This window comes from Kineosporia sp. NBRC 101677, from assembly GCF_030269265.1.
Taxonomy (GTDB): Bacteria; Actinomycetota; Actinomycetes; order Actinomycetales; family Kineosporiaceae; genus Kineosporia; species Kineosporia rhizophila.
The window spans coordinates 41,001-63,609 of record NZ_BSTA01000002.1; the positions used below are offsets into that span (position 1 = coordinate 41,001).

At 69.6% G+C, this 22,609-nt stretch carries 25 protein-coding genes and 1 tRNA gene; 12 read left to right on the forward strand and 14 right to left on the reverse strand.

Going from position 1 to position 22,609, the window contains the following annotated elements:
- The first annotated feature begins 128 nt into the window (after positions 1-128).
- Positions 129-776 (forward strand): hypothetical protein, encoded by a 648-nt coding sequence (locus QSK18_RS05715; protein WP_285616946.1) that lies wholly within the window; start codon positions 129-131, stop codon positions 774-776.
- A 133-nt stretch (positions 777-909) separates the two neighbouring features.
- Here QSK18_RS05715 and QSK18_RS05720 read toward each other — a convergent pair whose 3' ends face one another.
- Entirely contained in the window at positions 910-1,113 is a 204-nt protein-coding gene (locus tag QSK18_RS05720) for a DUF397 domain-containing protein (RefSeq protein ID WP_232810434.1), read from the reverse strand.
- A complete protein-coding gene (locus QSK18_RS05725; RefSeq protein ID WP_352396468.1) occupies positions 1,110-1,925 on the reverse strand; it encodes a helix-turn-helix domain-containing protein in 816 nt (271 codons plus the stop codon). Before QSK18_RS05725 ends, QSK18_RS05720 begins: the two co-directional genes overlap by 4 nt.
- Before the next feature lie 191 nt (positions 1,926-2,116).
- Here QSK18_RS05725 and QSK18_RS05730 point away from each other — a divergent pair, with 191 nt between their 5' ends.
- Together QSK18_RS05730 and QSK18_RS05735 are read left to right on the forward strand one after the other, a co-directional pair.
- A complete protein-coding gene (locus QSK18_RS05730; protein ID WP_232810433.1) occupies positions 2,117-2,455 on the forward strand; it encodes a hypothetical protein in 339 nt (112 codons plus the stop codon).
- Positions 2,456-2,634: 179 nt separating this feature from the next.
- Positions 2,635-2,784: a hypothetical protein gene (locus QSK18_RS05735; protein ID WP_232810432.1), complete on the forward strand. Its 150-nt coding sequence runs from the start codon at positions 2,635-2,637 to the stop codon at positions 2,782-2,784.
- A 73-nt stretch (positions 2,785-2,857) separates the two neighbouring features.
- Here the strand turns inward: QSK18_RS05735 and QSK18_RS05740 are convergent, their stop codons facing one another.
- The 5 genes from QSK18_RS05740 to QSK18_RS05760 all read right to left on the reverse strand — a co-directional run bounded on the left by QSK18_RS05740 (position 2,858) and on the right by QSK18_RS05760 (position 6,821).
- Entirely contained in the window at positions 2,858-3,145 is a 288-nt protein-coding gene (locus QSK18_RS05740; protein ID WP_285616948.1) for a Dabb family protein, read from the reverse strand.
- Positions 3,146-3,262: 117 nt separating this feature from the next.
- On the reverse strand, positions 3,263-3,451 hold the full coding sequence (locus tag QSK18_RS05745; protein ID WP_232810430.1) for a DUF5302 domain-containing protein: 189 nt from the start codon (positions 3,449-3,451) through the stop codon (positions 3,263-3,265).
- 91 nt (positions 3,452-3,542) lie between these two features.
- Positions 3,543-5,636 (reverse strand): aminodeoxychorismate synthase component I, encoded by a 2,094-nt coding sequence (gene pabB / locus QSK18_RS05750; protein ID WP_285616950.1) that lies wholly within the window; start codon positions 5,634-5,636, stop codon positions 3,543-3,545.
- A 115-nt stretch (positions 5,637-5,751) separates the two neighbouring features.
- Positions 5,752-5,825: transfer RNA gene (locus tag QSK18_RS05755), tRNA-Pro, on the reverse strand.
- Positions 5,826-5,912: 87 nt separating this feature from the next.
- Positions 5,913-6,821, reverse strand: coding sequence for a metallophosphoesterase (locus QSK18_RS05760; RefSeq protein ID WP_232810332.1), 909 nt, complete (start codon positions 6,819-6,821; stop codon positions 5,913-5,915).
- A gap of 213 nt (positions 6,822-7,034) precedes the next feature.
- Between QSK18_RS05760 and QSK18_RS05765 the strand changes: the two genes are divergently transcribed.
- The gene (locus QSK18_RS05765; RefSeq protein WP_232810331.1) at positions 7,035-7,916 is read left to right on the forward strand and encodes an LLM class F420-dependent oxidoreductase; all 882 of its coding nucleotides are present in this window, start codon (positions 7,035-7,037) and stop codon (positions 7,914-7,916) included.
- 37 nt (positions 7,917-7,953) lie between these two features.
- Entirely contained in the window at positions 7,954-8,430 is a 477-nt protein-coding gene (locus tag QSK18_RS05770; RefSeq protein WP_232810330.1) for a GatB/YqeY domain-containing protein, read from the forward strand.
- A gap of 71 nt (positions 8,431-8,501) precedes the next feature.
- On the opposite strand, the gene QSK18_RS05775 is transcribed toward QSK18_RS05770, so the two are convergent.
- The gene (locus QSK18_RS05775) at positions 8,502-10,928 is read right to left on the reverse strand and encodes a penicillin-binding protein (RefSeq protein WP_232810329.1); all 2,427 of its coding nucleotides are present in this window, start codon (positions 10,926-10,928) and stop codon (positions 8,502-8,504) included.
- Positions 10,929-11,545: 617 nt separating this feature from the next.
- On the opposite strand from QSK18_RS05775, the gene QSK18_RS05780 reads away from it, so the two are divergent.
- A complete protein-coding gene (locus QSK18_RS05780) occupies positions 11,546-11,869 on the forward strand; it encodes a WhiB family transcriptional regulator (RefSeq protein ID WP_232810328.1) in 324 nt (107 codons plus the stop codon).
- Between the two features lie 93 nt (positions 11,870-11,962).
- On the opposite strand, the gene bagB is transcribed toward QSK18_RS05780, so the two are convergent.
- Positions 11,963-13,132, reverse strand: a complete 1,170-nt coding sequence (bagB, locus tag QSK18_RS05785; RefSeq protein WP_285616956.1) for an ATPase BagB — start codon at positions 13,130-13,132, stop codon at positions 11,963-11,965.
- Positions 13,129-14,184, reverse strand: a complete 1,056-nt coding sequence (bagA, locus tag QSK18_RS05790) for an ATPase BagA (RefSeq protein ID WP_269809994.1) — start codon at positions 14,182-14,184, stop codon at positions 13,129-13,131. The genes bagB and bagA overlap by 4 nt, the downstream gene beginning before the upstream one ends.
- Positions 14,185-14,376: 192 nt before the next feature.
- Here bagA and sp36 point away from each other — a divergent pair, with 192 nt between their 5' ends.
- A complete protein-coding gene (gene sp36 / locus QSK18_RS05795) occupies positions 14,377-14,532 on the forward strand; it encodes a Sp36 family protein (RefSeq protein ID WP_232810325.1) in 156 nt (51 codons plus the stop codon).
- 14 nt (positions 14,533-14,546) lie between these two features.
- The gene (locus QSK18_RS05800) at positions 14,547-15,029 is read left to right on the forward strand and encodes a RidA family protein (protein WP_232810324.1); all 483 of its coding nucleotides are present in this window, start codon (positions 14,547-14,549) and stop codon (positions 15,027-15,029) included.
- 54 nt (positions 15,030-15,083) lie between these two features.
- Here QSK18_RS05800 and QSK18_RS05805 read toward each other — a convergent pair whose 3' ends face one another.
- On the reverse strand, positions 15,084-15,770 hold the full coding sequence (locus QSK18_RS05805; protein ID WP_285616961.1) for a MerR family transcriptional regulator: 687 nt from the start codon (positions 15,768-15,770) through the stop codon (positions 15,084-15,086).
- A 166-nt stretch (positions 15,771-15,936) separates the two neighbouring features.
- Between QSK18_RS05805 and QSK18_RS05810 the strand changes: the two genes are divergently transcribed.
- On the forward strand, positions 15,937-16,833 hold the full coding sequence (locus QSK18_RS05810) for an MBL fold metallo-hydrolase (RefSeq protein WP_285616963.1): 897 nt from the start codon (positions 15,937-15,939) through the stop codon (positions 16,831-16,833).
- Positions 16,834-16,897: 64 nt separating this feature from the next.
- On the opposite strand, the gene QSK18_RS05815 is transcribed toward QSK18_RS05810, so the two are convergent.
- Positions 16,898-17,575, reverse strand: a complete 678-nt coding sequence (locus QSK18_RS05815; RefSeq protein WP_232810321.1) for a Crp/Fnr family transcriptional regulator — start codon at positions 17,573-17,575, stop codon at positions 16,898-16,900.
- Between the two features lie 277 nt (positions 17,576-17,852).
- Complete coding sequence (locus QSK18_RS05820; protein WP_285616966.1) at positions 17,853-18,251, reverse strand: hypothetical protein; 399 nt, start codon at positions 18,249-18,251, stop codon at positions 17,853-17,855.
- 338 nt (positions 18,252-18,589) lie between these two features.
- Here QSK18_RS05820 and nth point away from each other — a divergent pair, with 338 nt between their 5' ends.
- Genes nth through QSK18_RS05835 form a run of 3 tightly spaced genes read left to right on the forward strand, consistent with a single transcriptional unit; the run spans position 18,590 to position 21,251 of the window.
- Complete coding sequence (gene nth, locus QSK18_RS05825) at positions 18,590-19,336, forward strand: endonuclease III (protein ID WP_232810441.1); 747 nt, start codon at positions 18,590-18,592, stop codon at positions 19,334-19,336.
- Positions 19,333-20,073, forward strand: a complete 741-nt coding sequence (locus tag QSK18_RS05830; protein WP_232810319.1) for an NUDIX hydrolase — start codon at positions 19,333-19,335, stop codon at positions 20,071-20,073. Before nth ends, QSK18_RS05830 begins: the two co-directional genes overlap by 4 nt.
- Complete coding sequence (locus QSK18_RS05835; protein WP_232810318.1) at positions 20,070-21,251, forward strand: MarP family serine protease; 1,182 nt, start codon at positions 20,070-20,072, stop codon at positions 21,249-21,251. The genes QSK18_RS05830 and QSK18_RS05835 overlap by 4 nt, the downstream gene beginning before the upstream one ends.
- Positions 21,252-21,321: 70 nt before the next feature.
- Here the strand turns inward: QSK18_RS05835 and QSK18_RS05840 are convergent, their stop codons facing one another.
- Positions 21,322-22,566, reverse strand: coding sequence for an IS701 family transposase (locus tag QSK18_RS05840; protein WP_285617856.1), 1,245 nt, complete (start codon positions 22,564-22,566; stop codon positions 21,322-21,324).
- Positions 22,567-22,609 lie beyond the last annotated feature (43 nt).

Consider the following 22,609-nt stretch of genomic DNA (forward strand, 5'->3'; position numbering starts at 1 on the left):
TTGAGCGGGGCCGAGAGCGTCGGCAATGCTGGGCACGCACGACCGGCAGCACGACCGACGGCGACCGGCCACGTTCTGAACCAGGGCGGTGGGCCGGCAGCAACCGGCACGAGCGAGAGGCGGACGCGATGGGGAACGACGAGGCCGAAGGTGCCGACGCGGTGCAGCGCGAGGCTGAGGTGGGTGGTGCGGCCAAGGGAGCGGGAGGCAGCGCGGTTGAGGGAGCGGGGAGCATGGATGCGGTGGAGGGGGTGAAGCACAGCGCCGGAGTGAGCAACGCGGCCGGGGTAGCCGGCAGTGCCGGTGTCACACACAGCGCTGGGGTAGCGGGGAGCGCCGGCGTCACCCGCAGCTCTGGCGTGGCGGGCAGCACGGGTGTTTCGGGCAGCGCCGGAGTGGCCGGCAGCACCGGAGTATCGGGTTCCGCCGGCGTCTCCGGCAGCGCCGCAGTAGCGGGCGCGGCCGGGGTGGCCGGAAGTGTGGCCGTGGCGGGCAGCGCGGGCGTGGCGGGCAGCATTGCGGTGAGCGGCAGTGCCGGGGTGGCGGGCAGCATCGGCGCCAGCGGCAGCGTCGGCGTGCTGATGAGCGTGGCCACCCTGCTCGGGATCGGCATCCACCGCTGCATCGGCACGTTCGCCTGCGTCGGTTGCCGCAACTGTGTGGGGTGCGCGTTCTGCATCGGCTGCCGAGACTGCGTCGGCTGCGCCTTCTGCATCGGCAAGGTGGGGCTGCGCGGCGTCAACGGTCTGCCCCGCAGCAAGAAGTTCGACAAGTAGGTCGCCCGCCCGGCTACCTCCTGTGATCACCAGAGGTGCAGCAGGAGTGCGGTGTTCGAGGTTTCGGACGGGGGCGGAACGGGTAGTGCCGGAGGGTGGGGCCCCACCCTCCGGCCGACCGGTTCTGGACTGCTCAGCCGCTCAGGCCGTCGAGCTCGCCGCTCTTGGCCGCTTCGACCCAGGCCGAGAACTCACCCGGGCTGAACCGCAGGGTCGGGCCCGCACCGCGCGCCTTGGTGTCGCGCACCTCGACGCTCGGCCCACTTCGCCGCATCTCCACGCACTGACTTCCGCCGCCGCTGGCCTGAGCCTTGATCCAAGGGGTCTGTGTACTCATGTCGGGTACTCCTCGAGTCGGACGGACATCTGCATGAGCCTTGCCCAGACGTTCCGGTACGCGCGGAGCTTGTTTTCCTTTTCCAGGTACCGGGCGTCTGTCTGCGACTCCAGATAGACCACGTCGGTGTCCGGTTCGGAGAATTCGAGCAGGGTGAAGGGCCCACTGCGTAAACCCGGGTGTGCCCCGGCGGACCAGGGCAGTATCCGAACCTCGATGTTGGCCTTTTCCTCGGTCAGTTCACGAAGATAGCGCATTTGCCCGGCCATCACCGAGGGGGAACCGATGATCCGGTGCAGCGCCGATTCCCCGAACACGGCGGTGATCGACAGGGGCGAGCGGCCGCTGAAAGCACTGTCCATTCTCGCCCTGCGTAATCCCGCCGCCCGATTCCGGCCGGCCTCGTCCATTCCTTCACCCAAGGTGATGCTCTCGTGGTACGAAGCGGTCTGCAGCAGTCCGTGAATCAACTCCGCGTCATAGGTGTACAGCGCCGAGGCGGCCTGCTCGAGGTCCAGATAGAGCCCGAAACCGGGCAGCAGCAGGTCGTTGAAGTCTTCCCAGATGTTTTCCTGGTCGGCCTTACCGGCCAGGTCGGTGAGCCGGTCGGTGGTGATCTCGTCGACGCCGTACATGAAGCACAGGGCGCGGACGTCGGCGTACTTGTAGGGGCCTTTCCCGGCCTCCATCCGCCAGATCTTCTGCCGGGAACCCACCGACCGCACGTCCTCGGGTTTCTTTCCGGCCTTTTCCCGCAGTCTCCGGAGTTGCCGGCCCAGCGACCGGCGTCCCATCCCCGACCCACCACTCATGGCCGGGAGTGTTTCACCGCCGGGATTCGACGGGCGAGTAGCAAACCGGGCGTATCGAATGACGTCACACTCAGGCCGTCACAAAACGTTACGTTGAAGTGGGGGCGATGATCGGTCGATGGTAAGGATTGGCGGGGGGAGCCCGGTGCGCTGTTTGCATCGGTCAATGCCAATGACGGGGGTTCACACCCATGCAGACGCAAGCGGCTCGGAAAGGCGAAAGACCCGGAACCGGGGAGTGGGTCGGCAGGATCGAGGTCGATCTGCGCAATGCCCGGGACTGGTCGATCGGAATACTCGAACTGGAATTGGCTCCGGAAACGGTGACCGCCCGGTTCGGTTCCCGCGCTCTGGCGGTGATCGATCGCGAGCAGTTGCGGGAATGGGTCATCCATCCCCGCGGCACCCGGCTCGCGGTGGACGACCTGGTCTGGTCCGCCCAGTACGGCTCCACCTACGTGGCCATCGGCTGCACCACGGAGTACCGGCTGGGCGACTCGTCGGTCCGCGAACTCACGGCGGTGGTCTGATGGCCACCTCGACCCGTCCGGCGGCGAATCCGGAGGCGTCATCGTCCACAGGACCGCGGCAACCAGGGCAGCGAAACCAGCCTGAGTGGCCGGGGCAACCCCAGCAGCGGGAACGACCCCGACGGTCCGGGGAACCCGGCGGCCACCGCCTAGATGCAGGGCCGGTCGACCATCGGCCCGTGGGGGGCTTCTGCGCGTGCTGCGGCACGGTCTACCCGTGCGCAACGGCGCGCCGACAGGCTGGCGACCAGCCGCTGGTCCGGGAGTTCCTGGCCCCGCTGAGCAGGCTGGCCCGGTTACGTGACGAGGGCGGGCCGGCCCAGCCCTGAGAAGTCATCGGTGCAGGCCCGGGCGGTACGTACGGTCACCCAGAACGTCCCGGCCCGGGCCTGAACCATGGCCTCAGAACTCGATCTGGATCCGGGCGATCTCTTCCGACAGCGGCCCGAAGATCTCCCGGCGCAGCCGGTTGTGCTCCTCGTCCTCGTCGTACGCCCGGTAGGCAGCCACGTCGGCGAAGTCGGCGGTGATCGTGAAGTCCCAGTTGCCCGCGCGCAGCCCCGCGTCGCGGCCCACCTTCACGTCGGTCATGCCCTCGATCTTCAGCCCGACGATGCCGGCCAAGCCCTCGTCGAGCCGGTCGACGTCGGCCCCGGGCTTGAGCCGGCCCATCACGACGTTGCGAATCATCCGGTTCTCCCGTTCGGCGGTCTCGGACGGGGATCGTAACGCGTGCCCTCACAGCGCCCGGCAGACGAAAGCGCCGCCTGCGGGGCGAACCCCGTAGACGGCGCCGGGCCGACGAGCCTACGAACCGGACTTGCGCCGGAACATCTGCTGCGCCCCAGAGGTCTCGGCGCCGTGGGATCCACCCACCTTGCCGTTGCCCTGGTGCTCGCCTCGGTGCAGCCCGCCGTTGGCGTGCTTGCGCTCCAGGGCCTCGCGGAACTTGCGCTTGGTGTCAGAGCTGACCTGGTTGTCATTGTCAGACGTCATGAAGACTCTCCTTCGAGGTCGGCGTCCATTCCCCGCCCGCTCAGGGTGACAGGACGCCCGGCAGCGCGCCAGCGGGTTTCCGTCGGGCAGCCTACTGGGGGCGTTCGTCGCCGGGCACGGCGTTGACCGCGCGCAGCACCGCAGCCGCCTTGAGCCGGACCTCGCTCCACTCCTGCTCCGGATCGGAAAGCACCGTGATGGCCCCGCCCGCCCCCACGCTCACCTTCCCGTCCGCGTGCACCAGGGTGCGGATCACAATGCTCAGGTCGGCCGTGCCGTTCACCCCGAAGTAGCCGATGGCACCGGAGTAGACCCCTCGCGCCGTCCCCTCCAGCTCGCGCAGGATGCGCATCGTGCGGACCTTCGGAGCGCCGGTCATCGAGCCGCCCGGGAAGGCCGCGCGCACGCAGTCCACGGCAGTAAGGCCTGCGGCCAGGTCGCCCTCGACGGTCGAGACCAGTTGGTGCACGGTGCTGTACGTTTCGACATGCATCAGGCGGGGAACCACTACGGAACCCGGTCTGCACACCCGTCCGAGGTCGTTGCGCAGCAGATCCACGATCATCAGATTCTCCGCACGTTCCTTCGGATCACCCTCGAGTTCGACCGCCAGAGAACGGTCTTCGTCAGTATCGGAACTGCGTCGACGGGTTCCCTTGATCGGTTTGGCGCTGACCCGGCCCGAGCGGTCGATCCGCAGAAAGCGCTCGGGCGACGACGAAGAGATGCAGAAGTCGCCGAAGTCCAGAAAAGCCGCGTAAGGAGCGGGATTCAGCTGCCGCAACTGCCGGTAGACGGCGAAAGGCGATGCTGTGGAAGCAACCTCGAACCGTGTGGTGAGGCAGGCTTCGTAGGTTTCGCCCGCTTCGAGAAAACCACGGACGACGGCGATGTCCTTCAGGTACTGGGCCCGCCCCCGCGTCGGGTGGGCGACGGCCCGAGGCTGCTCGCCGAGGGCAGGCAGATGCCGGCCGGGCAGGCTCCTGATCAGTTCGGTGGTGCTCTCGATCCATGCGGAAGTGGCCGCGGCCGGGTGGCCGGGTAGGTCGAGAGCGAGCAGATGGACGTCGTTGCGCACGTGGTCGAGCACGACCACTCGGTCTGCGAAGAGAAGGGCGGCGGGTGGCTGGGGGGATCGGTAAGGGCTCGAGGTCGCGGGGTCGGCCGGGCACTCGTAACCCAGGCAGCCCACGTAGCCGCCGGTGAAGTCGAACGGCAGATCTTCGTCCCCGGAGATGCTGAGTGACTTCAGCCGAGTGCGTAGATACTCGAAAAGATCGGCGTGCAGCAGACGTTCGCCGGTGGCATCGCCGATCCGGAGTGTGTCCTCGCCCACCTGGGTGACGCTCTCGTGCAGCGGTCCGCCCGGCCCGCAGACCAGGTAGGAGAACCGGCCCGAGTCCGGTCCGGCCTTTGCACTGTCCAGCCAGACGGCCGGAAAGTTCTGCCCGCTGCGCAGTTCGGCGAACAGCAGTTCGGCATCGACCGGGCCGGAGATGCGGCGGGTGGTCAGCCGCAGCCGAGTTGGCTCCTCGTCCATTGGTGGAAGCTCTTTTCCGGCGACCACGGCCGGGCCTCGCCGCGGCGTGAGATCCCGGAAGTTCTCGATGATCTGCCGGCCGGGCCCGGTAAGGATCGACTCGGGGTGGAACTGGACGCCGAAGAGCGGAGCGTCGGTGGCTTCCAGCGCCATCACCGTGCCGTCCTCGGCCCAGGCCGTCGCCCGGAGACCGTTCGGCAAGGGCTCGGGCACGGCCAGCGAGTGGTACCGCACTGCCTCGAAGTCCTGAGGAATGCCGGCCAGCAGCCCGCCCTCATGACGAACCCGGCTGAGCTGGCCGTGCATCACGCGCGGCGCGGGCCGGGTCCGGCCTCCGTAGGCCACGGCAAGGCCCTGGTGCCCCAGACAGATGCCCAGCAGGGGCAGTTGCTCGGCCCGGGCCCAGGCAATGGCTGCGGCCGAGAGGCCGAAGTCGTCCGGGTGTTCCGGACGCCCCGGACCGGGGGAGATGACGATGTTGTCGAAGCCTGCCTGCCCGACGATCTCGGCCCAGTCGGCCTCGTCGTTGCGTACCACCGTAGGCGCAACCCCGTTCGCCACGGCCAGCAACTGGAAGAGGTTGTAGGTGTAGGAGTCGTAGTTGTCCACCAGCAACGTCCGGACCGGTCTGTCATCGGCCGTCATCGCCGTACTCCTCGAATGGGGGGACCCGGTGGTTCGCCGACCGGACAGAGGCGGCAAACGCCCGAGAGGCCGGTCCAGCTTTCGCTGGACCGGCCTCTCGACCTTTACTGCACCGTCGGGGTGACAGGATTTGAACCTGCGGCCTCTTCGTCCCGAACGAAGCGCGCTACCAAGCTGCGCCACACCCCGGTGGAGCGTCGGTAACTCTACCCGACAGGACGGCCAACTCTGAAATCGGATCCGGCCGACAGCGCGGGAAGAGACCGACGCCTCAGTTCAGCCGACTGCGGTGAGGGTCAGCAGCGTGGCCTCGGGGCGGCAGGCGAACCGCACCGGGGTGTACGGAGAGGTGCCCAGGCCCGCGCTGACGTGCATCCAGGCGTCGCTGGGGTCGGTGCCGTCGCCGGGGTAGCGGGAGACGCCCTTGGCCCGGGGGCGGTCCAGGTCGCAGTTCGTGGTCAGCGCGCCTACCCCCGGGATGCAGAGCTGGCCGCCGTGGGTGTGCCCGGCCAGGATCAGGCCCGCGCCGTCGGCCGTCATCGCGTCCAGCACCCGCAGGTACGGCGCGTGGGTGACGCCGATCGTCAGGGAGGCCGTGGGATCGGCCGGGGCGGCCACCTCGGCGTAGCGGTCGCGCTTGATGTGCGGGTCGTCGGTGCCGACGAACTCCAGCCGCAGGTCGTTGATCTTGAGCTGCTCGCGCCGGTTGTTCAGGTCGATCCAGCCGCCCTCGCGGAAGCCGTCGACGAGTTCGGAGGTGGGCAGCCGGTTGCCGTGGATGCGCTTCTTGCCGCCGTAGGGCAGCAGGTAGCGCGCCGGGTTCTTGGGCTTGGGGGCGAAGTAGTCGTTCGAGCCGAGCACGAACACGCCGGGCAGCTTGAGCAGGTGCTCGTGGGCCCGCAGCACGGCCGGCACCGCCTCCATGTGGGCCAGGTTGTCGCCCGTGCTGACCACCAGGTCCGGCTCGAGCGCGGCCAGCCCGCGCACCCACTCCAGCTTCTTCGTCTGGTTCGGCACCAGGTGCAGGTCGGAGAGGCAGAGCACGCGCAGCGGTGAGCTTCCCGCGGGCAGCACCGGCACGCTGAAGCGCCGCAGGGTATAGGCCCGCGCCTCGGCGAGCGAGTAACCGAGACCGGCGGCACCGACGGCCAGCGCGGCGAGAGGAAGCTTCACGGATGGGCGCATTCGGACATCCTCGCAGGTCCACCGGACCGCTTCGCCCGGTACGGAGAAGTAGGCGAGGGGCCGTGCGCAGGCACCGAACTGCCGCTGACAAACGTCCTCAAGGTATTTGGCCCCCGCAGAATGCCTGCACCGGCAATACTCTTCATCGGTCGAGACAACTTCATGACGACGGACATCGGCGCACGTCCGCTCCATCCACCACCCGGAGTGATGATGCGGTTCGGCGCTGTGTTCCCGTCCACCGAGATTCCTGCTGTCCCGGAAGAGATCGCGCGCTGGGCCACCGGCGCCGAGCAGTACGGGGTCGACCATCTGGTGCTCAACGACCACGTCGTCGGAGTGGGCCCGGTCGGCCGACCCGGCCGGAACGGCTACACCAGCCAGGACAAGTTCCACGAGATCTTCGTGCTGCTGGGCTATCTCGCCGGTCTCACCACCTCGGTCGAGCTGGTCACCGCGGTCGCCGTGCTGCCGCAGCGGCAGCCCGTTCTGGTGGCCAAGCAGGCGGCCGAGGTGGACGTACTCAGCGGAGGCAGACTGCGCCTGGGCGTCGGGGTGGGCTCGAACCCCGTGGAGTACGAGGCTCTGGGCGAGGAGTTCTCCGACCGTGGGGCCCGCATTTCCGAGCAGATCCGGCTGCTGCGCGCGTTGTGGGCCGACCCGGTCGTGACCTTCCACGGCGACTGGTACGGCGTTCACGAGGCGGGCATCAACCCGCGTCCGGTGCGGGGCAGTGTGCCGGTCTGGATCGGCGGCGAGTCCGAGCGCACGCTTCACCGGATCGGAGCACTGGGCGACGGCTGGTTCCCGCAGCGGATGCCCGATCAGGAGAGCGCCGGGCTGATCCGGCTGATCCGGGCGCGGGCCCACACCGCCGGCCGGGCGGTCTCCGACATCGGCATCGAGCCCACGCTCGACCTGGCCCGGGTGCCCCGCTCCGGCTGGACCTCGTTCGTCACCGGCTGGGCCCGGCTGGGGGCGACGCACCTCTCGCTGAGCACCGGCGGGATGGGCCTGGGCGACGTCGACGAGCACCTCGGCCTGCTCCGGGCGGCCCTGGGGATCTCCCGGGCGGCCCTGGCCGGAGGTAATTGATGCGGGTGTCGCTCTTGACTGGTGCGAGGATGGCCTCATGTCCGACTCCTCGACCGGCCTCAAGGCCCGCCTGCGTTCCGACCTCACCACTGCGATGAAGGCCCGCGACGCCATCCGTTCCAGCACCATCCGGATGGTCATGACCGCGGTCAAGGCCGAGGAGGTGTCCGGCACCGTGGCCCGTGAGCTCTCCGAGGAGGAGGTCACCACGGTCCTGAGCCGGGAGGCCAAGAAGCGCCGCGAGGCCGCCACCGCCTACGACGAGGCGGCCCGGCCGGAGCTGGCCGAGAAGGAGCGCGCCGAGCTGGCGGTGCTGGCCGACTACCTGCCCCAGCAGTTGTCCGAAGAGGAACTGAAGACGCTGGTGGCCGAGGAGGTCGCGAACGCGACCGCGAGCGGTAAGTCGGGTAAGGCGGCGATGGGCCTGGTGATGAAGGCCGTGCGCGGCCGCGTCGCCGGCCGGGCCGAGGGCGGCCGGGTCGCCGCCGAGGTGAAGGCCCAGCTCGAGGCCTGATCACCGCACGAACAGCGAAGGCCGGGAGTCCGTACGGACTCCCGGCCTTCGGCGTTTCCGGCTGGCTCAGGTCACGGGTTCGGGTCGAACGGGTTGTCGGGGATCGAGGGGATCTCGATCTCGCCGTCGCCGTTGTCCTGGTCGCCGTCCTGTTCGGGCTGTTCCTCACCCGGGCCGGAGCTCAGGTAGAGGGTGACGGTGCTGCCGGTGCTGGTCCGGCCGGAGGGGTCGGTGCGGGCGACGGTGCCGGCCGGCTGGTCGGACGTCTCCGGCTGATCGCTCTGCTCGACGGTGAAGCCGGCCTGCTCCAGGATGCTGCGGGCCTCTTCCGGGCTCTTGCCGACCACGCCCGGGATGTCGGACATCGGGGTCTCGAGCAGGCTGCTGTCGGCCTCCGGGAAGTCCTTGACCTCCGTGCCCTCCAGCGCCTTCTCCATGATGTCCTTCCAGATCGGCGCCGCGAACGTCCCACCGTAGACGTTGCCGTAGTAGCTGCCGCCGATCGTGATGCCCTGCATGTTCTCGCGCTTGCCGTTAACGAACTCGGGCCCGACCCACACCGAGGTGGACAGCTGCGGGGTGTAGCCCACGAACCAGGTGTCCATCGAGTCGTTCGTGGTACCGGTCTTGCCCGAGGCCTTCTGGCCGCTGGAGAGCGGGCCGGTGCTGCGGGCCGTGCCGTTGATCAGGGCCCGGCTCAGGCCCAGGGTGGTGGTGTTGGCGACCTCCGGGTCGACCGTCTGCTTGCAGTTGGTCTTCGGGATCTTGACCTTCTTGCCGTTGCGGTCCTTGATCGAGGTCACCACGATCGGCGTGCAGTACTTACCGCCCGAGGCGAACGTGGCGTAGGCGTTGGCCATGGTCAACGGCGACTGGTTGATCGTGCCGAGCACGATCGAGGGGATGGTGTCCGGCAGCTTCGTGGTCTTCTTGCCGCCCACCTCGACCGGGGCCGCCTGGTGCATGCCCAGGGCCTCGGCCATCTCCCGCACGTCGCACAGGTCGAGCTGCTGTTCCATCCGGATGTAGGCGCCGTTCACCGAGTTGGCGGTGGCGTCCCAGACGCTCATGTTCCCGTTGCCGCTCTCGCCGCTGGAGTTCTGGAAGTTCCAGATCTCGCTGGACTGGAGGTTCGAGCCGCAGCTCTTGAACGAGTTGACCGGCACGCTGCCGGCCGAGCCGTTGATCGAGGCGTTCAGCGAGTGCCCGGCCTTGAGCCAGGTGGCCAGCACCACCGGCTTGAACGTGGAGCCGGTGAGGAAGCCGGAGGAGCCACCGTACTTGTAGTCGGTGGAGTAGTTGATCGTGGTGTTCTTCCGGCCCTTCTTGGTGCTGTAGTACTTGTTCTGGATCATCGACAGCACCTTGCCGGTGCCCGGCTCCACGGTCACCGAGGCAGTGGCCACGTTGCTGGAGTCGTTCGGCGGGATCGCGTCCTTCACGGCCTTCCAGCCGGCCTTGAGGATCTTCGGGTCGAGCGTGGTGCGGATCGTGTAACCGCCGCGCTTGAGCGCCGCCTCCCGGTCCTCCACGGTCTTGCCCAGCGCCTTGAAACCGTTGCCCTTGGTGATCACGTTGTAGACGTAGTCGCAGAAGTACGCCCGGACGCCGGCGTTGGCGCAGCCCTGGTAGGTCGGGGTGATGTTCGGCTTCAGTGGGGTGTCGACCGCCTCGTCGTGCTCGGCCTGGGTGATCTTGCCCTGCTGCAGCATCTTGGCCAGCACGGTGTTGCGGCGGTTGAGCGCCTTCTCCTGCTGTTCCTTCTTGGCGATGTTGTACTGCGGCGGGGACTGGATCATCCCGGCCAGCATCGCCGCCTGGGGCAGAGTGAGCTTCTTGGCGCTGGTGCCGAAGTAGTACTTCGCCGCGGCCTCGACCCCGTTGGTCTGCCCGCCGAACCAGGCGATGTTCAGGTAGCCCTCGAGGATCTCCTGCTTGGACATCTTCTTCTCGAGGGCGGTGGCCAGCCGGATCTCGCGCAGCTTGCGGGAGTTGGTCTGCTCCTCGGCCGCCTCGTAGGCCTCCGCGTCGCCGGCCGCGTGCGCCGTGTCCTTCAGGGTGTTCTTCACCAGCTGCTGGGTGAGCGTGGAGGCGCCCTGCGAGACCCCGCCGGAGACCTGGTTGGCCACCAGCGCCCGCAGCAGGCCCTTGGTGTCGACACCGCCGTGCTCGTAGAACCGTTCGTCCTCGATCGCCACGACGGCGTCCTGCATGTACTTCGAGATCTGGTCCAGCTCGACCGGGTCGCGGTTCTCGTCGTAGAAGGTCGCGATCAGCGAACCGTCCGAGGCCAGCACCCGGGTGCTGGCCGAGACCTGCGTGTTCTCCAGCTCGCTGGGCAGGGCGTTGAACGCGTCGATCGCGCTGTTGGAGGCCAGGCCCGTGGCGCCGATCGCGGGGACCGCGAGCCCGGCCGCGAGAACGCCCGCCACCAGACTCGTCACCGTGAAGGCGCCGAGCAGACCCAGGACATTTTTGGGGGTGGGTGCCGGCGACATGCTCGCCACCTTAATACGGCGTCCTGTGGCCACTTTCCCGCTCCTGGACAGGGACAAAGCGGTTGTCACGCCGATGTCCGGCGGCCCTCAGCACGTCGCGCCGCGGTTCGGGGGCCGGCAGGTGCCGGAGCTCACTGGCCTGGCGCTGCACCGCGAGGGCCGAGACGTATTACTTGTTGCTCTGCGTGACTCGACCTTGACGCATCCGAATGATTCGAACCCAGGATCCTCGGCGGGCCATATGACTTCCTTAAGAGCCCGAAAGGGTGGCGTAACGAAAGCGCCAGTAGGAACGATCGTCAGTGCAGAGATGTCCGGGAGGGGCAAGTTGAACTTTGCGCGCGGAATGTTCGCTGGTCAATGAGCTGTGACGGACGGGTCGGGTCAATGACGACGCGGTCACTCAGAAGCACTGCCAGGCAAGCGAAACGATCTCTCAATCCGGCACTATCTGTAGTGAAACGGTTGCACAGAGTAACTCATCGTCACTTCGGCCGATACTGATTCATCCATCCGGCCCTTATTGGCGTTGTCGTTGCTCACCTACCGTCATCAGCAGAGGGGTTCGGCTCGGGGGTGAGCGTGGATCCACGGGGGTCCAGGGAGGGCCGAGGGAAATGAGTGTGACGGTGAACCAGTGGGCAACTCAGGGTGCTTGCCGCAAGAGCGACCCTGATGCACTGTTCGTCCAGGGGGCGGCACAGAACCGGGCCAAGTTGGTCTGCATGTCATGCCCGGTGCGGACCGAGTGCCTTTCGGACGCTCTGGATCACAAGATCGAGTTCGGGGTGTGGGGCGGGATGACCGAGCGGGAGCGCCGTGCGCTGCTCCGCCGTCGCCCGAACGTGCAGTCGTGGCGTCGGCTGCTGGAGACCGCGCGTTCCCAGCAGGTCCGGATCATCGACCTGCTGAACGAGGAAGCGGCCGTCAAGGTCGGCTGAGTCCGGCTGGTCCGGCCTCGTCACCGCCTGCCCGGGGGAGATCTGCGGATCTCTGCCCGGGCGCCGCGGTTTTGGTGGTGCTCGAACGAGGGGTCAGCGGGAGTAGGCCGGTTCGTCGGCCCCGGCCAGATCGGCCCCGACCCCGCGCAGACCGGTCAGATCGTGCACGTCCTGGGGCCGGGCCGGCACCCGGACCACTGCGACGTCGGGGTGCGCCTGGGTGAACCGGCTGGCCACCGACTTCTCCCGCTCGCTCAGCCGCATCCGGTCGGCGTGGATGCGCAGCAGCCCGGCGGTGAGGGCGTGCTCCTGGGCGTCGTCCAGGTCTTCGGCCGCGGTCAGCGCGCGCTCGGCCGAGAGCCCCTCGGCGGGCCCGGTGTGCACCCGGTTGAGCACCAGCCCGGCCAGCGGCATGCCGTCGCCCTCCAGTCGGTCGACGAAGTACGAGGCCTCGCGCAGGGCGTCCGGCTCGGGCGCGGCCACCACCAGGAAGGCCGTGCCGGGGGCCTGCAGCAGCCGGTAGGTGGCGTCGGCCCGTTCGCGGAAGCCGCCGAACATGGTGTCCAGCGCGGCCACGAAGGTCTGCACGTCCTTCAGCACCTGGGCGCCCAGGATCTTGGTCATCAGGCCGGTGGCGGTGCCGATCGCGGCCGACATCATCTTCAGGTAGGCCCGGCCCCCGGCCTTGGCCGGGGCCCCCAGGATCCGGATGAACCGGCCGTCCAGGAACGAGCCGAGACGCTGCGGGGCGTCCAGGAAGTCCAGGGCCGAGCGGCTGGGCGGGGTGTCGACCACGATCAGGTCCCAGTCGTGCTCGCCGGCCTCGGCCTGGGCCCGCAACTGCCCCAGCTTCTCCATCGCCATGTACTCCTGGGTACCCGCAAAGCTGCTGGAAAGCGCCTGGTAGAAGGGGTTCTCCAGGATCTGCGCGGCCTTCTGGGGCGGGGCGTGCCCCTCGATCACCTCGTCGAAGGTGCGCTTCATGTCCAGCATCATCGCGTCCAGCGTGCCACCGGAGGAGGCATCCACCCCAGCCACCGGACGGGGGGTGTTGTCCAGCTCGGCCAGGCCGAGCGACTGGGCCAGGCGACGGGCCGGGTCGATGGTGAGCACCACGACGCGGCGGCCGCGTTCGGCCGCGCGCAGCCCCAGCGCGGCCGCGGTGGTCGTCTTCCCGACCCCACCGGAACCGCAACACACCAGCACCCGGGTGCGCGGATCGTCCAAAAGCTCGTCGATGGCCAGCGTCGGGGCGGCGCTCATGCGGCGCCCTGCTCGCCCAGACGCCCGGCCAGCTCGTAGAGCGCGCCGAGGTCGATCCCCCCGGCCAGGGCGGGCAGTTCGTAGAGAGGACGGGCCAGGGCCAGCAGTTCGGCGCGTTCGGTGTGCTCCATGCTCACCCGCGCGCCGTGACCGGCCGCCTCTTCCAGCAGCGCGGTGGCCAGTGCGGCGTGCGAGGTGTCGTTACCGGTGGCCCGGGAGCGGCGGCCGAGCCCGGCGGCGGCCAGCCCGGCCAGAACCTCGGACCGGTCCAGCTCGCCCTGGGTGGCGGCGGCCAGGGCGGCGGGGGGCAGGAACGGCTCGCGGACCATGTTCACGAACACCCCGCCCACCGGCAGCCCGATCGCCTCGAGTTCGGCCACCGCGTCGGCGGTCTCCTGCACCGGCATCTCCTCCAGCACGCTGACCAGGTGCACCGCCGTCTGCCCGGAGCGCATCAGGGTCATGATCGAGTTGGCCTGGTTGCGGATCGGGCCGACCTTGGCCAGACCGGCCACCTCCTCGTTGACGTTGAGGAAGCGGGTGATCCGGCCGGTCGGCGGGGCGTCCAGCACCACGGCGTCGTAGACCGGGCGCTCCACGTCGGGGGTGGCCCGCCCGCCGCGCACCGTCTCCCGGCGGCGGACCGCCTCGTAGACCTTGCCGGTGAGCAGGACGTCCCGTACCCCGGGGGCGATCGTGGTGGCGAAGTCGACGGCGCCGATCCGCTCCAGCATCCGGCCGGCCCGGCCCAGGCGGTAGAACATCTCGAGGTAGTCCAGCAGCGCGGCCTTCGGGTCGACGGCCAGCCCGTACAGCTCACCGCCGCCGGGCGCGACCGCCACCTTGGTCTCCTCGTAGGGCAGCGGCGGCAGGTCGAACAGCCGGGCGATGCTCTGGCGCCCCTCCACCTCGGCCAGCAGCGTGCGGCGGCCCCCGGTGGCCAGGGCCAGCGCCAGGGCGGCGGCGACGGTGGTCTTACCGGTGCCGCCCTTGCCGGTCACGATGTGGAGCCTGACCCCGGGCCAGTCGGTCTCCCGGGCCTCGGCCGCCAGCTCCGCGACCGAATGGGCCGGGCGCTTACGAGAACCCTGCGATGCCACGCCACCAGGTTAGACAGCAGCCCGGGCGGACGCAGGGCGACGTGGCGAGGGACTTCCCCTCCTGCGTCGATCCGGTGACAATCTGGCATCGCCTACCAGAGGCAGGGCTGCACTCCAACTCGCCTGATGGATAGGCTCACGGGCATGGTCAAGTGGGAGTACGCGACGGTGCCTTTGCTCATTCATGCCACCAAGCAGATCTTGGATCAGTGGGGTGAGGACGGCTGGGAACTGGTCACGGTCGTGCCCGGCCCCCAGGGTGGGAACCCGGTTGCCTATCTGAAGCGCCCCCGAGACTGAGACAGGTAGAGGCGATGACTGGACGGATCGAGGCGCGGCTCACCGAACTCGGCTACACGCTGCCCCAGGTGGCGGCGCCGGTGGCGGCGTACCACCCGGCGGTGCTGGACGGCGACTACGTGTACGTGTCGGGGCAGCTGCCGATGGTGGACGGCGCCCTGCCGCTCACCGGCCGGGTGGGCAGCGGTGGTGGTGACGGGCTGGTCAGCCCGTCGGAGGCGAACGGCCTGGCCCGGGTCTGCGCGCTGAACGCGCTGGCCGCGGTCCGGTCGGTGATCGGTGACCTGGACCGGATCCGGCGGATCGTCAAGGTCACCGGCTTCGTGGCCAGCGACTCCGCCTTCACCGGGCAGCCGCTGGTGATCAACGGGGCCAGCGAGTTCCTGGGTGAGGTCTTCGGCCCGGCCGGGCAGCACGCGCGCAGCGCCGTCGGCGTGAGCACGCTGCCGCTGGGGGCCCCGGTCGAAGTAGAGATGATCATTGCCGTCCGGCCCTGACCGGGCCGGCCAGGCCGACGGCGCCGTGGACCGGCGTCGTCGGCCTTGACCCGATCAGGGGTGGGCCAGGCCGTTGCTGCTGCTCAGAACGCCCCGGGTGATGGTGGTGGCCAGGTCGATCACGTCGGCCGAACCACCGTTCAGCACCGCCAGATCAGGCAGGTCCGGCAGGTTCGGCGCCGGTTCGGGGGACTGGCGGGGAGTGGCCTCGGTGAGCACCGCGCTGATCTCCTGGGCCAGTTGACGCCCGGCATCGGCCGCCCGTAGGGCCAGCCTGAGCACCGTGGAGGTGGGCACCCCGGCCTCGCGCAGCGTTCGCATCAGCTCGTAGGCCTGTGCGTCGACCAGCACCGAACCCCCGCCGGACAACGCGCCGACGGTCTCCCCGTCCAGCCGTCTTCTTCCCCGTTCGACCGCTGTCGGTCCGGCGGCCTGCCACAGGGCTCCCGTGGGCCCCAGGTCCTCACCCCGCGCAGCGGCATCGATGATCATTTTGAGGGGCAGCCCGGCGTCCCGTAGTTGCCGGATGTCGCGCAGCCGGCGTAGATGGGACTCCTGATAACGGGACGTGCGGCCCACCCGAGTCGGTGGGGCGAGTAGTCCCTTGGTCCGGTAGGCCCGCACATTTCGCGGGGTCATACCGGCCGCCGTGGCCAACTCCTCGATCGTGAAAGTGTCCTGCGCCCCCATCGTCATCCCCGTGTCGGCGGGCAGAGCGCCGTCCGCCCGCAATGTAGTCAAGCGCTCATTGACGCCCCGTCAAAGAGTCGATCGCTTACAGTGACCACCGTACTGCCTTTGGCCGAATGGGCATTCACCCAAGGTGCAGCGAATATCAGCCGACTGTGCAATTACGCACCTAGTGCGCTTCAACTTCGGGAGGGTCCGGCGCCCTTAGCATTCCGGTGTGCCGAATACCCCGGACGACACGACCGGCCCGAATCCCGCGTCGGGCGCACCCGCCGATCCCGGCAGTCAACCATGGCTCGGCGGGGCGGTGGGCGAGGAGGCATTCTGCGTTCTTGCCGGTAATCCCGGCCCGATGACGCTGGACGGGACCAATACCTGGATCCTTTCGGCGCCGGGTTCGGCCGAGGCGGTGGTGGTGGACCCCGGGCCGGACAACGAGATGCACCTGAGGGCGGTGCTCGAGGCGGTCCGGGCGCGGGGGGTCGAGGTCGTGCAGACCCTGCTCACCCACGGCCACTCCGACCACAGCGCCGCGGCGCGGACATTCGCGCAGCTCACCTCGGCTCCGGTGCGGGCGCTCGACCCGGCCCACCGCTACGGCGGCGAAGGGCTGCAGGACGGTGACGTGATCCAGGCGGAGGGGCTACGGCTGGAGGTCGTCGCCACCCCGGGGCACACCACCGACTCCCTGTCGTTCCTGGTGCCGCAGAGCCGGATGCTGCTCACCGGAGACACGATCCTGGGCCGGGGCACCACCGTGGTCGCCCACCCCGACGGCCGGCTCTACTCCTACCTGGCGTCGCTGGAACGGCTGGGCGAGCTGTCCGGCTCGGCCGAGCTGACGCACCTGTTGCCCGGGCACGGTCCGGTGCTGGGACAGCCCGGCCTGGTGGTCGACCACTACCTGAAGCACCGCCGCGAACGCCTGGAGCAGGTGCGGACCGCGGTCCAGGCGGGCGCCCGCACCGCGCGCGAAGTGGTCAAGGTGGTCTATGCCGACGTGCCGCGCGCCGTCCGCCCGGCCGCTGAGCTGAGCGTGCGGGCCCAGCTCGAATACCTGGGTGTGCCGGACCCGGAGCAGCCGCGGGGCTGGCGGCGGATCCTCGGTCGGTGACCTGCGGCAAACGCGACGATGCCCGCCCGGTGTCAGCACCGGGCGGGCATCGTCAGAGCCGGGTTCAGCGCGCGCGGCGCCGCATCCGCTCCACGTCGATCAGCACCACGGCTCGCGCCTCCAGGCGCAGCCAGCCACGCGAGGCGAAGTCGGCCAGGGCCTTGTTCACCGTCTCCCGGGAGGCGCCGACCAGCTGGGCCAGTTCCTCCTGAGTCAGGTCGTGAGCCACCCGCAGGCCGTCGTCGGTGGGCCGGCCGAACCGCTCGGAAAGATCCAGCAGCGCCTTGGCCACCCGCCCCGGCACGTCCGAGAACACCAGGTCGGCGAGGTTCTCGTTGGTCCGCCGCAACCGCCGGGCCAGGGCCCGCAGCAGCTGGCGGGCCACGTCCGGGCGGCCGGTCAGCCAGGTGACCAGGTCGTCGTTCCCGAGGCCGATCAGCGACGTGTCCGCCACCGCGGTGGCGGTGGCGTTGCGCGGGCCGGGATCGAACAGGGAAAGCTCACCGAACATCTCGCCGGGGCCCAGGACGGCCAGCAGGTTCTCGCGTCCGTCGCCGGAGGCCCGCCCGAGCTTGATCTTGCCCTCGACCAGGACGTACAGCCGGTCGCCGGGATCGCCCTCGTGGAAGAGCACCTGGCCGCGGGCGACGTCGGTGGGCGCCATCGTGGCCCGCAGCGCTGCGGCGGCTTCGTCGTCGAGCGCTGCGAACAGTGGCGCCTGACGAACGACGTCGTCGTCCACCTGTTCCTCCTCACACGCCGTCCGGTACCGGACGGCCTCATCAGTGAGGCATCATGCCCCACCAGCACGCAGTTTGCCGCACCCCCAGGCCGCGCTTACACCTGGGGCCGAAGAACGGTCACCCAAAGTGCGTCACCGATGCGCTCCGTGGCCGGTTGGCCGGAGGGCGCGACAGTTCGGTGCCACCACCGGGGAATGTTCCCCCCATCATGGCGGAAAGCCGTGTGAGCTGTGGAATCGGGTCCACTTCGGGTCCACTTCGGGTCCACCGGAGAACTCAGGCCAGGGCTCCGGTCCGGTGGGCGAGCATGCTCGCCGCCTCGGCGGTGACCGCCTCCAGCATCTTCTCGTAGCGGCTGAGTTCCTCGAGGGCGCCGCGCAGCCGGATCAGCAGACCGCCCTCGCCGGCCCGCACGTCGGTGGGGGCGATCCCGATCAGCCGGCGCAGGTCGGCCGGCGGGTCGCAGACGGTCCCGTAGAGACCGGGCGGGGTGAGCGGCTCGTCCAGGTCGGCGACGGAGGCGACGGCCAGGTCGATCCGGGCGAGGATCAGCCGCCGCCAGTGGTCGACGTCCCGCCGGGCGGCCACCAGGGCCCGGTGGTACTCGGTGAGCTGCTCCAGCGGCATCGCCGAGAACGACAGGGCGGTGAGTGGATCGGTCAGGCCCAGGGCCACCTTCTCTCCTCTCCCCGGGCGGCTGCGGAACGAACGCAGAGGCGCGGCGGTACGGTGCGGGACCGGGACTTCGGCGACCGGATGATCGCCCCGGCGGTACGCCTGAGTGTTCGTCGGTGGCGCGACGGCGCTTGAGCCGGGCACCGCCCGCTCACACTCCCGGCGGACCTCGGCCGCAGCCGCTTCGGGTATGCAGGATGACCTGCGAAGATGCCGGTCTCGACCATCCGGGTGGCGAGACCCGACCGGTGAGTAGCGATCAGGCCGCGCGGACCGGCCGGGCCCGCCGGGCGAAGACACGGTTTGTCGGTGGTGGCGCGTACGCTGGCCGGGTGACGATGGGCAAGGGGCAGCGAAACGGGCAGAAGGCCGTGGCCGTCGAGAGTCCGGTCGCGCTCACCCGCCGGGCGCGCAAGATCCACCGGCTGCTCACCGAGCGCTATCCGGACGCGCACTGCGAACTCGACTTCACCAGCCCGCTCGAGCTTCTGGTGGCCACGATCCTGTCGGCGCAGAGCACCGACAAACGGGTCAACCTGACCACCCCGGCGCTGTTCGCCCGCTACCGCACCGCCGCCGACTACGCCGCCGCCGACCGGGCCGAGATGGAAGAGATCATCCGGCCCACCGGCTTCTTCCGGGCCAAGACCGACTCGCTGCTGAAGCTCGGTGCCCGCCTGGTCGAGGAGCACGACGGTGAGGTCCCCGGCCGGCTGGAAGAACTGGTCAAGCTGCCCGGGGTCGGCCGCAAGACCGCCAACGTGGTGCTGGGCAACGCCTTCGGTGTCCCCGGCATCACCGTCGACACGCACTTCGGCCGGCTGGCCCGGCGCTTCGGCTGGACCGCCTCGGAAGACCCGGTCCAGGTCGAGCACGAGATCGCCGCCCTGTTCCCGAAGAAGGACTGGACGATGCTGTCCCACCGGCTGATCTTCCACGGCCGCCGCACCTGTCACGCCCGTAAGGCGGCCTGCGGGGCCTGCCCGGTCTCGGCGCTGTGCCCCTCCTACGGCATCGGCGAGACCGATCCGGTGAAGGCGGCCAAGCTGCTGCGCGACTCCGCCTTCGGCGCGGTTCCCGCGTGAGCCCTCAGGCCCCTCCGTCCTGGCTCGACCGGCTCGCCGAGGCCGTGGCCAGACCCGGGCAGAGCTCGGCCTTCGACAATCCTCTGGCCCCCGCGCCCGACGCCCGGCACTCGGCGGTGCTGGTGCTCTTCGCCCCGGGCGAGCGCGGTCCCGATGTGCTGCTCACCCAGCGGGCGGCCACCCTGCGCGCGCACGCCGGGCAGGTCGCCTTCCCCGGCGGCCGGGTCGATCCCACCGATGCCGGGCCGGCTGCGGCCGCGCTGCGTGAGGCGCACGAGGAGGCGGGAGTCGATCCGGCCGGGGTACTGGTCCGGGCCGAGTGCTCCGAGCTCTATCTCAACGTCACCAACTTCCGGGTCACCCCGGTGATCGCCTGGTGGCCCGAGCCGGGCCCGCTGCGCCCGGGCGACCCGGGTGAGGTCGAGCGCGTGGTGCGGGTGCCGCTGGCCGAGCTCACCGATCCGGCCAACCGGTTCGTGGTCGGCTACCGGGGCCGCCAGGCCGGTCCCGGCTTCGAGGCCTCCGGCCTGTTCATCTGGGGCTTCACCGCGGCGGTGCTGAGCTGGGCGCTGCAGCTGGCCGGTCTGGAACGCCCGTGGAACCCCACCCGGATACTTGAGGTTCCCGAGCAACAGGTGCGCCTACCCTCGCGTCAGGAACTTCGCAGGGATCTTTCCGAGCAACAGGGCCTGAGTTCGCAGGACGCGGCCGGCCAGGACGAGGTGGACGTACCATGATCGACATCATCCTGGTGCTGATCATGCTCGGGTACGCCATCTCCGGCTTCCGCCAGGGCCTGGTGGTCGGCCTGCTCTCGCTCGGCGGTTTCGTCGGCGGGGCGCTGCTGGCCATGTTCTTCGTGCCGCAGTTGGTCTCCGGGCTCGAGCAGGGCACCCGCCGCTCGATCATCACCCTGCTCGCGGTCATCTTCACGGCCTGGGCCGGGCAGTTCATCGGGGCCATGATCGGCGGGCGCATCCGGCAGGCCGTGCCCGAGGGCCCGGTGGCCCTGGCCGACCACATCGTCGGGGCCGGCGCCGGGGTGCTGGCGGTGGCCCTGGTGCTGTGGTTCGTGGCCGGGGCGGTCCGGGGCGGCCCCTCCGAGCAGCTCTCCCGCACGGTGGCCGAGTCCAAGGTCATCGCCACCATCGACGATCTGGTGCCCACCGGTCTGGTGGGCGTGGCCGACCGGTTCCGCGAGGCCGTCGGCTCGAGCAACTTCCCGCGGGTGTTCGCCGGGGTCGAGCCGGAGGACATCGCCCCGGTCGAGGCCCCCGACCAGGCGCTGACCCAGAGCGAGGCGGTGAGCAAGGCCCGGCGGGCGGTCGTCAAGATCACTGGTGAGGCCAACAGTTGCGGCCGCGGCCAGGAGGGCAGCGGCGCCGTCATCGCCCCGCAGCGCGTGGTCACCAACGCCCACGTGGTGGCTGGGGTCGACGAGCCCCGGGTGCAGGTCGGCGGCGAGGGCAAGCGTTACCGGGCGCGGGTGGTCGCCTTCGACCCGGTCCGCGACCTGGCCGTGCTGGCGGTGCCGAAACTGCCGGTCGAGCCGCTGCAGCTCACCGGCGACCTGGAGCGGGGTGACGACGCAGTGGTGGTCGGCTTCCCCAACGACGGCCCGTTCAAGGTGTCCCCGGCCCGCGTCCGCTCGATCGTCCGGGCCAGCGGAGAAGACATCTACGGCAACGAGGGCGCGATCCGTGAGGTGTACTCGCTCTACGTGAAGGTGCGGCCGGGCAACTCCGGTGGCCCGGTGCTCGACCCGGCCGGCAACGTGGTGGGCGTGGTGTTCGCCAAGTCGCTCGACGACCCGAACACCGGCTACGCCCTCACCATGGACGAGGCCCGCGAGACCATCGAGGCCGGCGCAGGGCAGTCGAAACGGGTCGACAGCGGGGAGTGTGCGCAGGGCTGAGCAGGCCCTGCCGACAGCCCCCAGAAGCCGAGCCGGCCACCCGTCCTAATACTCCAGCGACACTTCGTGATCATGTGCTCTCGGTAGCGAGTTGTCTACGGACGTGACTTTGGTGGGCTCTGGCCTGGTGAGTTCGTCTCCAGTTCGACCAGTGCAGGGCGTGGACGACGTCGTGAACGGGCTGGATGGCCAGGGTCAGGATTCTACGAAGTTCGTTGCGGGTCAGGCGGATCAGACCGCTGGCCGGGTCGGGGACGGGTTCGGTGGCGGCCATGACCGAGAGAAATGCATGGGTCAGGATCGCCAGGGCCGTCCAGCGCTGCCAGGAGGTCCAGGCCCGGACCTGGTGCTCATCGAGAGCGGCCAGTTCCTTGCTCGCGGCGAAGGATTCCTCGATCGTCCACCGGCGTCCGGCGATCCTGACCAGGGCCCTGACCGGGACCGGTGCGGGCGTCCAGGCCCGGTAGAAGGCGTACTCGCCGTTCTTGCGGTTACGGCGGATCAGCAGCACGTGGTGCCCGGCCTGGCCGGCGGCGGGATCGGTGGTCTCAACGACAGCCCAGTCGTACCAGCGTTCGCCCTTGGCGCCTTTCCCCGCGGAGAGACGATTCCAGGCATCAGGTTTCAGACGCACCGCCAATTCGACTGCCTTGCGGGTGCCGATCCCGGTGGCGATCGAGTGAGTCTTCGCCACGGCCAGGACGTAAGTGATTCCGCGCTCGTGCAGGGCCTTTCGCAGCTCGGGGTCGTTTCCGTAGACCTCGTCCCCGGTGACCGAGCCGGCCGGGACGCCCGCATCCAGGGTCTGGCCGATCAGCTGCCTGGCCAGAGCTGGCTTGGTCGCGAAAACGATCTCGTCCGGGACGCCGGCCGCACGCATCCGTTCGGGGTCATCGGTCCAGGACTGCGGCAGGTAAAGGCTGCGCCCGATCAGGGCGTGACCGGCGTTGGATGTGTAGGTCAGATAGACCGCGACCTGGCAGTTCTCAATCCGGCCGGTGGTCCCGGAGTACTGCCGCTGAGTTCCGACGGTGGCCGTGCCCTTCTTCTGATCGCCGGTCTCGTCGATGACCAGCGTGGCATCGGTCTGGCCCAGGTGTTCGGCGACCCAGTCCCGGACCTCGTCCAGGACGGCGTCCTGGTCCCAGGCCGCCTGCGACAGGAACCGCTGCATTCCTCGCGGACACGCCTCGCCCGCATGCTCGGCGATGCTCCAGCAGTTCACCCTCGGCAACGGCGCCATCATCGCGAACACGAACTGCCGCAGCCGCTTACGCGGCTCCACCCGACCCACATGCCCGGCCACTCGGCCCAGCAGACGATCGGCTTCCGTCAGCCATCGGTCAGGGTCTACGCTA